A 14,072-nucleotide genomic window follows, 5' to 3' on the forward strand; every position below is an offset into this window, starting at 1 on the left:
TAGTTTCACCGTTATCCCAAGAATAAGTATAGTTTCCATTACCACCAGCAGGTGTTACAGTAGCAGAACCATTAGCTTCTCCAAAACAAACCACAGGACTATCTTGAGCAGCAGTTGCAGTTAAGGCTTTAGGTTCATTTACAATTACATCTGTAGCAAATGTAAACAGACATCCAGAATCATCTGTGATATCTACATTGTAACTTCCGGACGGAACACCTGTAATATCTTGTGTTGTTTCTCCGTTGCTCCATAAATATGTGTAAGGAGGATAACCACCGCTTACATTAATATCAATACTACCCGTAGCTTCTCCATGACAATCTACAGGAGTATTTGAAACAATTGTAGCTTTTAAAGTTTCAGAGGTAATGGTTGTAGATATAGAAGAACTTTCGCAACCAGTCATAACATCTCGAATAGTAAAGTTATATGTTCCAGGTGTTAAATTTTCAAAATCAGGAGAATCTTGGTAAGCTCCTCCATTAAAAGCATCAGCTCTATATTCGTACTGAGATCCAATAGGACTTGTAATTTCTACATTGTATTTACCAGTTGTACTTCCACAAGTTATTTCTAATTCAGGATCTTCTGGTAACGAGTTAAATGTAAGTGTTACGGTGTTGGTATCTGTAATATTATTGTTTGGAGTAGGAAGCCTAACAAGATACTTAAAAGTTACATCTCCTACAAAATTAGAAGTTGGAGTATAAGTATAAGAACCGTCAGGATTTAGATTAAAATTTAAACCAGTTGGAGAAGGAGGAGAAACCAACTCATAAGTAGAACCTTCTGGAGCACTAGATTCGTTGTGTATTTGTCCATTAAATGTTCCTTGTCCAAGGCATCCAAGATCTATTTGAGGTTGAGCATAACGTTGTAATACAAAAAACTTTCCATCTCCATCATCTCTAGAAGCTGAAATAAATCTAATTTTCGATATTTTTGAGCCAGTAGGTGCAATTGTATTTAAATTAAAAAGAGCAATGGCAATATCTTGATCATTATCTTGCTCGCGTCCTGATGTCCAATAATCGGTATTATTGTTCTTTGGAGCCGCAAATCCAACACCTCTGTTGTCTCCATTGCTTCTTACAAAAGTATCACCAAGAGGTTGCTCTGTAGTGCTTCCAGGAAGTGTTCCAAACAAACGAATATAGAAACAGTTATTTCCGCCTCTTTCTGTAACAGCAAGTAAACCGCCTTCGTTAGAAGGTAATGCAGGGCTGTAAATAAGTGTTTGTATTTGGGCATCTGTTTCTACAGCTCCATTTATCCCGTTTGCTTTATTAAAGTTACCACAAATATTATCACCATTACCATTAGATGTATAGTAACGGTTCAAGTTTTTAGATCTAAACGTTTCTAATGCGGTATCATCCCATGTGTTTGAGTCGGAAGTATCTTGAGTTGCAGAGCTGCTATTATAGACCAAACCGTTGCCGTTTTCTATTATTTGATTAATAAAATTACCTCCAGGTCCTAATCTAGTAAGTTGATAACCTGATGGTACAGCAAATGTATTGTAAACAGCGCCATTTACAGTAATCGATTCGATTGTTGCAGGGCGGTTATTTTCAGTAGCCGATATGATTCCATCGTTATTGATGTCTTGGATATTCGACCATTGAAAGGTGACATTTTCTCTAATGGAAGGAGATTGCACCCCTATCTGTGCAAAAGATGAAAATGTGGTTAGCAATAATAAAGCCATAACCCTCAAAGCTTTATTTTGTATTGCTAATTTTAGTAAGTAATTTACTTTCATAATAATTGTTTTAAAGCAACTTTCTATTTTAATAATTTTTAGATATCATAAATCATGATTTTTCAATTTAATAGGAGGGATTAAGAAGGGTCTTTGTTTTTTTTAGATTTTCTTCTTGGTATCTCTTATTTAAAATTTATGATATTCTATTTGTCATTTTATAAACTCATATAAGTTTTATATAACCTTGTTTTTAAAATGATGTTGTTATAATTATTTTGATTATAGTTTTAAATCTATTCCAAAATTTTATAATATTTTCTTATAAAAAACTCTTAATTATATATAGACTTGTATTTGGTTTTAAATGACAAGTTTACAATAATATAGACACTTTTCTTTTTTTTAAGTCACGATAAATAATTAAAAAACGATAAAAACCATATAAAATAGTCTACATAAAAAAAAATATAAGTTTTTGCCTACGGAATATTTTGTTTTACTCATAATTTATATTTTATAGGTTCTTCAAAGCAAATAAATTGAATTTCAACGATAAAAACAACATTTAAAAGATAAAATAGTCTTTTTGTCGAATAAAAATGATTTTAATCGAGTTTTTTTGAGGCTAAAGATGGCTTAAAGGTTATTGAGTGTCTATAACGTTTTTTTTGAGTTGTTTTTTTTTTTTTTTTTTGAATTTTCTAAAAACTAAGGTCTTAATTTTAGATTATTTAAATAGTAATTGAAAAGCTTAGATAGGCGCATAAAAAAACCTGATTCAAATAATGAATCAGGTTTTTCTTTTATAATTTAAAAAGAAATTAATCTTCTTTTTTATCGTTTCTAGGTTTTCTGTCATCACGACGGTTATCTCGTCCGCGATTGTCTCTTCCTCTGTTATTATCACGTCCTCCAGAACGTTTATCATCTCTTGGCGGTCTTTCAACATAACCTTCTGGTTTTGGTAAAATAGCTTTACGAGATACTTTTTCTTTACGTGTACGTTTGTCTATCCCAAAGTATTTTACATCAAAAACATCTCCCATGTTTACAACATCGGTAACATTTTCTGTACGTTCCCATGCTAACTCAGATACGTGTAATAAAACTTCGTTTCCTGGAGCTTCAGTATATTCTACAACAGCACCAAAGTCTAACATTTTAATAACTTTTACTTCGTAAACGCTACCAACTTCTGGCTTAAATAGTAAAGCGTCTATTTTAGCCATAACAGCATCAATACCTTTACTACCAACACCTAAAATTTCAACAATACCTTCTTCTGTAACAGGGTCTTCGTTAATAACAATAGTTGTTTCAGTTTCTTTTTGCATTTCCTGAATCACTTTTCCACCAGGTCCAATTAAGGCACCAATAAATTCGTTAGGAATACGTCTAGATACCATTGTAGGTGCGTGATCTTTAACATCTGCATTAGGAGTTTCTATAGTTTCGGTAATTTTACCTAAAATATGTAAACGACCATCACGTGCTTGTTTTAAAGCATTTACAAGAATTTCATAAGACAATCCTTTTACTTTAATGTCCATTTGGCAAGCTGTAATACCATCTGCAGTACCGGTTACTTTAAAGTCCATATCACCTAAGTGATCTTCATCACCTAAAATGTCAGAAAGTACAGCGTATTTTCCAGAATCTGCATCAGAAATTAATCCCATTGCAATACCAGAAACAGGTTTTTTTAATTGTACACCAGCATCCATCATTGCCATTGTACCTGCACAAACTGTTGCCATAGAAGAAGAACCGTTAGATTCTAAAATCTCAGACACTACACGTACTGTGTATGGACAATCATCTGGAACCATACCTTTTAAAGCACGTTGTGCTAAGTTACCATGTCCAACTTCTCGACGAGATGTTCCACGAATTGGTCTAGCTTCACCTGTAGAAAAAGGAGGGAAGTTGTAGTGTAAATAGAATCGCTCTTCACCTTCGTAAGATGGCATATCTATTTGATTTGCTTCTCTGCTAGTACCTAAAGTAACTGTAGCCAAAGCTTGAGTTTCCCCACGTGTAAAAATGGAAGAACCATGTGTAGAAGGTAAATAATCAACTTCACACCAAATTGGTCTAATTTCATCAGTTTTACGTCCATCTAAACGTAAACCTTCATTTAAAGTTAAATCTCTAACAGCAGCTTTTTCAGCTTTAGAATAATATTTAGAAATTAATCCTCCAAAATCTTCTTGCTCTTCCTCAGAGAAAGAAGCTTTAATTTCTTCTTTAATTTCTCCAAAAGCAGCACCTCTTTCATGTTTAGATGAAGCTGCTTTAGCTACAGCATACACTTTATCGTATGCCATATCATGAATTTTCTTTGCTAAATCTGCATCTTCTCTTTCTGGCTCGTACTCACGAGTTTCTTTTTTACCAAAAGCTTCAGCTAATTTAACCTGCGCAGCACATTGTACTTTAATAGCTTCGTGCGCAAACTTGATAGCCTCAGTCATTTCTTCTTCAGAAATCTCATCCATTTCACCTTCCACCATCATAACAGAATCTGCCGAAGCTCCAATCATCATATCGATATCAGATTCTTCTAATTGAGCACGTGTTGGGTTGATGATGAATTCACCATTAACACGACCAACTCTAGCTTCAGAGATAGCACATTCAAATGGGAAATCTGATAATTGAATAGCTGCAGAAGCTGCTAAACCAGCCATAGCATCTGGCATAACTTCAGGATCGTGAGACATTAATTGAATCATCACCTGAGTTTCAGAGTGGTAATCTTTTGGGAATAATGGTCGTAAAACACGATCCACTAAACGCATTGTTAATACTTCACCGTCACTTGGTCTAGCTTCTCTTTTAAAGAAACCTCCAGGATAACGACCTGCAGCAGCAAATTTTTCTCTGTAATCTACCGTTAACGGTAAAAAGTCAACATCTGCTTGTTTGTAGTTGGAAACAACTGTACATAATAACATACATTTTCCAGACTGAACCACAACGCTACCATGCGCTTGTTTTGCTAATTTTCCGGTTTCGATAGAAATTTCTCTACCGTCACCAAGGTCTATAACCTCTTTAAATACCTTCGGAATCATAAATTTTTAATTCTAATTAAACAATGGTCGTTGTGTTGTAGTAGTAATTAAAAGTTGTGTGCGACCAATGAAAAACTATTAACCCTAAACTCGTTTCAGGGTTTGCTTATTCATAATTTACGTTGTTTATACTCTTACGATCGAGTAGTGTTATAAAGGTAATATTTTATTATGCCTTATAGTGTGTTTGTTCTACATTTTGCATTAATAACTTATGCTATAATTTGTAGTGCAAAAAAAAATAAAAAACCACGCTAAAAGCGTGGTCTTTATAATTTAGATTATTTTCTTAATCCTAATTCTTTTACTATGGCACGATATCTTAAAATATCTTTCTTAGTTAAGTAATCTAGTAAGCTTCTTCTTTTACCTACTAATTTTACTAAAGAACGCTCTGTATTATAATCTTTACGATTATTTTTTAAGTGTTCTGTTAAGTGATTAATTCTTTCTGTAAATAAAGCAATTTGTCCTTCTGCAGAACCTGTATCGTTCTTTCCCTTGCCGTGTTTTGCAAACAATTCTTGTTTTGCGTCTTTTGATAAATACATTCTAATATTATTGTAAATGATTGTTATGTACACGAAAGCCTTTCTTTCGAGCTGCAAATATAATCAATTTTTGGTTTTATTATATTTTTTTGTAGCTATTTAATGTTTTTTTAGTTTATAAAGTAAATAAATAGTTTGTAATTAGGTAATAAAAGTATGTGTTAATTTTTTTTGCTTCTATACACAACTTAGTTGTGTATTATTAATTATGTAAATAACTGGGGCTATAGCCATAACGTTCTTTAAATTTTTTGCTAAAGTAAGAAGGGCTGTTTATACCTATACTATATTGTATTTCTTTAATTTTTAAATTAGTTTCTTTAGATAATAGTTCGTAAGCTTTTTTTAATCTTAATTCTAATATTAGTTTAACAGGAGTCATATTAGTTTCTGCTTTTATAATTCGGGCGAGTTGCCTTTGGCTATAACCTGTTTTACAAGATAGGGTCTTAACATTAAATTCTTCCTTATATAGGTTCTCGTTTATATGATGAAGCACTTTGTCAAACACGCCTTGTTTTTTTTGGTTATTTTGAAAAGGAGTAGTATGATTTGTAAAAAGCTTGAATTTAGATATTATTTTTTTTTGATTTTTTGGTTTTATTACATAACCGTGTTTGTTAAAATTAGGTGAAGTTAATTCGTTATACCCAATATCTCTAGATGTAATAATTAAAAAAGGATAAATATTGTTTGTTGGTAACGTGTATTTATTTTTTGTTAAGTTTTTTTGGTTTGTTAACCATTCAATAATTTTATCAAAACCTAAGTCAAATTTTTTTTCGTTTAACTTTTCTATAGCATCTATATTATTATATGAAAATGCATAATTAAAGTGTGGACTTAAAATTTTGTCATAATCTTGGTGTAGTTTTAAATTATCGTTTATAATTAAAACATTTATTTTAAAATCTTGTAGATGTATATAGTGAGAGACATTGCTAGAATTTATATACGCCATAACTTCAGAAAAATCTGAATTCTTGTTACTTTGTTTAACTTTCAAATTCGATATAATTAGTAGGGTTTCTAATATAGGATTAAATATAATGATTTTTTTTAAAAAGACAGAATAAACTTATTTTTTAATTACGTTTTAGCTTACTTTTTTTGTGTTGGCGTGTATTTTTTAATTTATATGGTGCCATACCATTCATCTAAAGAGAGTAAAACTTAAAAGGAGAATCGTATCCATCCGTCTACACGATTATGTATTTCGTCGAAAAAACAAATAAGTTTTTCGTTTTCATTTTTACTTTGCTTCATACTAGGGGGTTATTAAAATTCATAAAATAATTCGATAACATAAGCTTTGTAAAAATAATAAAAATGTCCAATTTGAGCTATGATTATGTCTTTTTAAGCAAGACAAGTTTTTTTAACCAATGTACTTTTGTTAAAAGAAGTTAATTTTTTTTAGCACACGTTAAAATTTTAACAATCTAAAAAGTGACTTAGTAAAATTAAAAGTGTCATAATTTAATAATGCTTAATTTATTATTAAAAATAAAACAGGTGTACTAGTAAAGCGTTGTTACATTTTCCTTAAATCATAATTAGTTAATAGATAGTTTATATGAAATCAAAATTACACTACTTAAAATTTGATAAGATTAACCCTAAAAAAGCTCAAAACTCATTATTGTTTTTAGTTTTTTTTATGTTTACAATTGGTTCTGCTTTTGCACAGTACGGAATAGGAGGTGCAGATAATAATAATGGAGATGTACGTTTAATCTATGTAGGTGGAGCTCAAAATAGTGTAACTGCATTAAGCACAGTAGGTACAACAAACGAGATTTCTGTGCAATCAATTAAAGCTTCTCCGCAGCAATTACACTCATTAAGTGTGAAAATGCAACTACCACCGGGTGTGGAGTATGAAGTAGGCTCTGTTGCTATAACAAATAATAATGGAACCGGTTCTCCTATTGGTACTTATGTTATTGGTGAGCTAGATATTACTGATTTAAACGCTCCTGTTTTTTCTATTTATAATGGAGGAGTAGATGTAGCTCTTTGGGGAGCAGGAGATTATGTTAATTTTTCTTTTGAAAGAACAGCAGATTGTGATGCTGTTGCTTATAAGGAAGAATTTAATGAGGCTTTTAAGGATGTGGCTGAAATTACATATGTAAAAACAGGTTTTCCAGGAACTCAAACAGCAGTAGATGTTAATAGTACAATCGGGAATTACGATTTATTAGCTGCTTCTTTATCTGTAGAGTCAATACTTGCCGAGGAGGGTATTGTTGGTGGAAATGTGCATACAAGAACTATTTCCGATCTTAATGGTGGTAATTCTGGTGTTTCGGAGGTTATTCATACAGTTGAAATAGGTAGCAGTGTTAGTAATTATTCCTTCTCGTACTTTCGTGCATCCGATGGTGTAACAAATACAATTCTACCTACAACAAGTACTATAGACGCATCTACAGGAGTAACAACAAACACCTATCTGGTAAATTTAGTTTCTGATGCTAATTATTCAGGAGGAGGTACATCAGAAAATGGAAATGGTGTTTTAGACCCTGGAGAAACTTTGGTGTTTACAGAACAATTTACATTAATAGATTGTGAGGAAACTGATATTGAACATCAAGTAGAATGGACTTGTCAGTCATCTCAAAAAACAGCAGGAGTTATATTATTTGGTGCAAATAGTCCGGAATTAGATATTAATGTTTTAGAAAATCATAGAAATATTTCAGGTATAAACCATGTTCGTATTGAAGTAACTAATACTTCGACAGCTCCTGCCGGTTTTGCAAAAGATATATTAATTAATTTGGCTTTAGGATCCAATGGTCAATCGGCAACTACATCTTATACCAATAATCCACATTGGGGTACAGCTTATAGAGGGGTTAGAGGTTTTTCAAATTTTACATTGGGAGATGGAGTTACTCAAACGCCATACTCGCCAGAGGCATGGCCGTCTGATAGATCAGGGCCATCTGGGGTAGCTACTACAGATGCAATGTTGCCTGATATACATCAAACAGATATAGATGGTCCAGGTGGATTACAAGATTATGATGGTGATACGTATGTAGATGATTTAGCACCTGGAGGTTCTTTTGTTATTGAGTTTGACTATCAGGCTTTTCCAAGAGACAATAATTGTGGTACTGGTCGATTTGATTACATGAATTGGGAACATGTGTTTTTTGATGCGCTTACAAAAGACCAGTGTGATTCTCCTAGACCAGCAAAGGGTGTAGATTTAGGTTACAATAATTTTATAAGAGATTATAATAATGCAACTGTTTTTGAACAAGATACCGATATAGAAGAATTAGTGCCTTTTGAGGTTGCCTTAAGACCTTATTTATATTCGAATTTTACACACAACGATCATGCTATGCTAAATAGTAATGGTGATAGTGAGTTTACCGTTTCTATAGAGGTACCTAGGGGTGTAGATTTGGTAGCTGGCGCTCCACCAGAGTTTACCCAAGTTAATGGGGCTTATACAGTGGGTGTTGCTGGAGCAGGTACAAATATTATTTCTTTTAGTACAACTAATATATTGAGTGGTTTTGTAGTTAGGGACTTTGCAGACTTTTTTACACGTTTTCCGCTTGTAATGAATTGTGCAGAATTAGAATTGGGTGGCGTACAAAGCGTTATTAATATTTCTTACGAAACAAATTTGAAATTATATGATACAGCAGGAGGGGCAGTGGTTTTTGAAAGAGATATACATTGTGGTAATTTCGAGCCTATCATAGAGCATTCTTGTAATCCACCATGTGCTGGGCCTAATATTACAGGTTTAGATGCTTATAGAATAACTGCCGGTTGGACAGATAATAACATGACTGCTAAGGTTGATTTAACAGAAACTAATCCAGATGGTTCACCAAAATATGAGTTAGACAAATATTTAGCTGGAGATGAAATGGTTGTGGAAACCTCTGGATTTATGTCTAATCTTTCTTCAGATAATTTACATTTTATACAAGATTATACAACAGATGGAACCACTGCTGGGATAGATGACATTGAGTTTATCTCTGGAACTATTGTAATTAATAAATTTGGAGGAGGTACAACTTTAGAGTTGCCTGTAAACGATCCAGTAAAGAGTTCTAGTGGAAATAATCATTCATTAGATTTCGACTTGTCAAGTGCGCTTAGCGATGCTATAGTAGGTGGTTTAATCGAGGATCAAGATACATTTGAAGTTAAATTTAAATATCAATTTACTACAAATACATATACCAATTTTGGATATCATATTTTATCTGGTTTTAGAGGGCGATATTATATTGATGAAACATTACCTGCAGGTGCTAATGCAGGGGCTATAGATAACGATAATGATAATGATGGTATTCCAAATGAAAGAATTAGTTGTTTTGATTGGGGAGATCAAGTTGCTTATCTAAGACCTGATAACTTAGCTTATACAACAGCAAATAGTACTTTTAAGTACTGTGAAACGCCATGGGTAAATATTATTAACGATTATACACGGTCAAATTCGCCTCATTTACATACTGGTGAATATAGGCCAACAACAATGATTCAATCTACGGAACTTATAATTCCTGATGGTGTAAAAGTATTAGACGTTAGGCAATATAATAATCAAGGTTATTATTATGTTAGTTCAGGAGAGTTAGATATATCTCCTGCTCTTGGTACTCCAGGAGTAAATACCTATACGGTAACACCTAATAGAGCTGCAGGATATAGAGATCAAGATCAAACGTCTTCTGTAAGTTATAGAATGCAAGTATTAGTTAAAGGAAGTTGTGAATTAAAGGATGCTAGCGAAGGGGCACCTATTCCAACAATTACATCTACAAGTATTGTGCAGCACATGGCATATACAGAAACTCCTCTTGCTGACCAATTACTTACTAGAACACCTTCTTCAACATTATCTTATACTAAACCAACTTTTATATTACAGCCTTTGGTTAGTACTATAGTTGTAGGTTCTAGTCCGGAGGCTAATTTCGACCTTAGGGTTGTAAATAATAGTGCCTCTGGCGGTGATGTAGGTTTTAATTGGATAAAAGTTCCATCAACTCCAAATATAACTATAGTCGGTGCCGATGATATTACAGGGGCTCCAATAGCACTTAATGTGGTAAATGTAGGTGGTGATAGTTATATTGAAATTGGTAGTTTAGCAGCTGGAGATACAAAAGATATTAGAGTAAGAGCTACTTATGATAGTTGTACAGATATTCCAGTAGATTTTAGTTTAGGATGGGATTGTGATGCTTATCCAACTAATTATGGTGATGTTACATCTTCATGTTATGATGATACAACAGAATTAACGTTGCAGCCTTCGGAAGCTCAGATCCAACAAATTATTTCTTCGCAACCTACAGGTCCTGTTAATATGTGTGATGCTTTTGATGTTCAGTTAGAATACAATAGTGCTCAGGTGGGAACAATTGTAAATCCTATTTCTACATTAAAATTATTTAATGGAACAGGTGCAGTAGTTATCAATAGTATTTTAGTTGAATATCCTGCTGGTTCAGGAAATACAGAAGATATTTTAAGTCTAGTTACAAATTTAGATGCAGATACTTATTCAGTTCCTATAGTGCATTCAGGAATGACTCCTGTTTATGGTGGTATACCTGGAACAGGAGCTGTAGGAGCTTCAGTTAATGATAGAAAAGTTATAGTTACATATAACTTGTCTGCCACGTGTGATTTTGTTTCAAACTCTCCTGTTTCTTTTTCTGTTTTTGGAGATAGAACTTGTGGAGAACCTAGTATTGGTAACGGAAGTAAATCTGTTTCTAATGGTATTAAAGTTAATGGCTTAGAACCTACTTATGATGCATTGTCTGTTATTTCTTTACCAGATTTTGCAAATCCTGATGGAGGTCATATTGACGGTTGTACAGCTCAAGAAAAAATAATTGTAAATACAACAATCTCGGAGTTACCTACTGTGCCAGGAGCAACTACTGGTGATTTTGATTTTGGTAGAGTAGAGTTACCTTTTGGAGTAACATATGTAGATGGTACATTTAATAGTACAGGAGTTAATGCAGTAACTTTATCTAGCTCAACACCAAATCAATTAATTATTAAATATCCTTCAGGTTTGGCAGATCAAGATACTACTGAATTTGAATTTGATATTATTCCTGAAGCTGGATATTGTGAAGATGATGCAGCGGTTAGTTATATTACTTATGTAGAAGATAGTGCAGGAGTTAGTTGTGGTGGGACCTCTTGTGGGGGGAATTTAATAGCTACAGGAACTACTAGTGAGGACTTAGATATTAAAAAAGCTGCAGTTGATATTAATTTAGATTCGGCTGTATCTAGTGTGTCTTTTTCAGATGAAGTTATTACAGCAGGATTCACTATTGATAATACATCTGATATCGAAGTAACCGCGCCATCAACTATTGGAGCATATTTTGATACAAATAAAGATGGTATATTCGATGCAGGAGATTTATTGCTTGGAAGTCACCAAATTACATCTGCTATACCAGGCGGAACATCAATTACAGAAAGTATAGAGTTTACTGCTACTCCTGCGCAAGCTTGTAATATTTTATTAGTAATGACAGTAGATGATAATCCATGTATTTGTTTACCAGCAAGCGTTAGTATGGGAGCTCCAAGTACATTAATTGGAGTTGGAGGAGAAGATACACCTGTTTGTGAGGCTTTTGAAGGGAGTAGTGTAACTCTAGGTTCTCCTAATAATTCAGGTTATACTTATTCATGGACGGGAGTAACTGCGAACGATGATATTTCGTACTTAGATGACGCAACAACAGCTCAACCAAACTTTGTTTACTCTGGCCCAAGTTTAACAGCAACAACTACATTTACATACCAAGTTGAAGTTACACGTATTCCGGAAGGTTGTACGTCTACAGATACAGTAGATGTAACAGTAGTTTATACAGAAGAACCATCAATAGGCTCTAGTGAATTAGATGTTTGTGATGATGAGTATTTATCAATCACATTCGACAATGTTCTTAGTGGTGATCAAGTTATTGAAATATGGAAAAATGCAGCATTAACAACATCAGCAAATGCACCAAATACTAGTGGTAATTGGACATCAACTGAATTATTCTCAGCTGGAACAGGCAATTTATATGCTACAGTAAGGAATACAGTTACAGGTTGTAGATCTGCTGCGGTAACTATACCATATACAGTTACAGATTGTGCAACAGATTTAGTAACAGTAAAATCGGTATCACCTACTACAGCATCAATTGGAGATAATGTCGTGTTTACTATTACAGTTAGTAATATTGGGGCTAGTGTAGATAAAAATGTAACCTTATCAGATGTATTACCAAGTGATGTTACATTTGTAAGTGATAATAGTAGTGGAGCTTATAATCCTGTTTCTGGTCTATGGACTATAGGAGACATAGCGAGTAGCGGTTCTGCTAGTATAGAGATAACAGCAACTATCAATTCTCAAGCAGCAGGCGGAACTGTTACTAATACAACTTCGGCAGCTTCAGGAGATTATACAGATGATTCGTTAACTAATGGAGATGATCTAACAGCTTCGGTTACCGTAAATAATTTAGTAATAGCAGCTGCAAACGATAATTATCCAGCAGTTAATGGTTTTGATGGAGACACAAACCTAGGAAATATATTAACAGGTACAGGAGACGATTCCTTAAATGGTAACCCTGTTACAACTGCAGATGTGGCGATAACATATCCAAATCCAGCAACTGTAGATGGTAATCCTATAACAGGAACTTCACCAGAAATTAATGCTTCTGGAGATGTTAGTGTGCCAGCAGGAACACCTGCAGGAACATATTCTATTCCATATACTATATGCGAAATAGGAAACTCTAATAATTGTAGTGATGCCATAGTAACAGTAATTGTTAATGCACCTGCAATAGTAGCTGTTAATGACGATTATACTTCAAATCCAGTGCTTAGTGCTGATGGAAATACGAACTTAGGTAATATATTGGTTGGCACAGGAGATGATACGTTAAATGGAGATCCTACTGATATTAATGAAGTAGATATCAATTTAACTTCAGGAATGTTCTTTGATAATGGTTCAGGACCAGTTGCAGCAACAGGCACAATACCAGATGTAGATCCTTTAACAGGAGATGTTAGTGTGCCAGTAGGAACACCAGCAGGAACTTATACTATCAATTACAATATTTGTGAAGAATTAAATCCTACAAATTGTAGTACTGATGCTGTTGTTACTATTTTAGTTGTAGAGCCACCAGTTGCTAATGCAGACAGTAATTCAGGGAATACAACAACTCAACCAAGTGCGCCAATAAATATTTTATCTAATGATTTATTAGGTGACGGAATAACTACCGCTACAGTATTAAATACAACAGTAGATTTAGACCCGAATACTGCAGGAGATCAAGATGTTTTAGTCGTACCAGGCGAAGGAACTTGGAATTATAATACATCTAATGGAGAACTTATTTTCACTCCAGAAACGACCTCAGGCGGATTTGGATCAAATTTCACAGATGATCCAACCCCAATCGATTATGTTTTAACGGAGACTCAAACGGGATTAACAGATACGGCAACAGTAACGGTAGATTACGTTATTGAAGCCCCAGTAGCAGAAAATGATTCGAGTTTAGGTAATGTAGCCGGAGCAGTAACCATCGATCCATTAATAGCAAATGGCGGAGGAGTAGATGCCGATTCAGACGGTACTATCGATCCTACTACGGTAAGCTTAGTAGCACCAAC

At 33.8% G+C, this 14,072-nt stretch carries 5 protein-coding genes; 1 reads left to right on the forward strand and 4 read right to left on the reverse strand.

Annotation, left to right across the window (positions count from 1 at the left end; all coding sequences use genetic code 11):
• The 4 genes from ABD715_RS16545 to ABD715_RS16560 form a co-directional block, all read right to left on the reverse strand.
• Positions 1-1,768 (reverse strand): Ig-like domain-containing protein (locus tag ABD715_RS16545; protein ID WP_344789457.1); only part of this gene is annotated, 1,768 nt, incomplete at its 3' end.
• Between the two features lie 764 nt (positions 1,769-2,532).
• Complete coding sequence (locus ABD715_RS16550) at positions 2,533-4,788, reverse strand: polyribonucleotide nucleotidyltransferase (protein ID WP_344789458.1); 2,256 nt, start codon at positions 4,786-4,788, stop codon at positions 2,533-2,535.
• 281 nt (positions 4,789-5,069) lie between these two features.
• Entirely contained in the window at positions 5,070-5,339 is a 270-nt protein-coding gene (gene rpsO, locus ABD715_RS16555; RefSeq protein WP_344789459.1) for a 30S ribosomal protein S15, read from the reverse strand.
• Positions 5,340-5,541: 202 nt separating this feature from the next.
• The gene (locus ABD715_RS16560; protein WP_344789460.1) at positions 5,542-6,345 is read right to left on the reverse strand and encodes a helix-turn-helix domain-containing protein; all 804 of its coding nucleotides are present in this window, start codon (positions 6,343-6,345) and stop codon (positions 5,542-5,544) included.
• A 570-nt stretch (positions 6,346-6,915) separates the two neighbouring features.
• Between ABD715_RS16560 and ABD715_RS16565 the strand changes: the two genes are divergently transcribed.
• Positions 6,916-14,072, forward strand: a 7,157-nt coding sequence (locus tag ABD715_RS16565; RefSeq protein WP_344789461.1) for a hypothetical protein, incomplete at its 3' end; no start/stop codon positions are given.

This window comes from Postechiella marina (assembly GCF_039538365.1).
Lineage (GTDB): Bacteria > Bacteroidota > Bacteroidia > Flavobacteriales > Flavobacteriaceae > Postechiella > Postechiella marina.

Coding starts and splice junctions, on each gene's coding strand:
- rpsO (WP_344789459.1), bottom strand. CDS start 5,339: ATGTATTTATCAAAAGACGCAAAACAAGAATTGTTTGCAAAACACGGC.
- ABD715_RS16550 (WP_344789458.1), bottom strand. CDS start 4,788: ATGATTCCGAAGGTATTTAAAGAGGTTATAGACCTTGGTGACGGTAGA.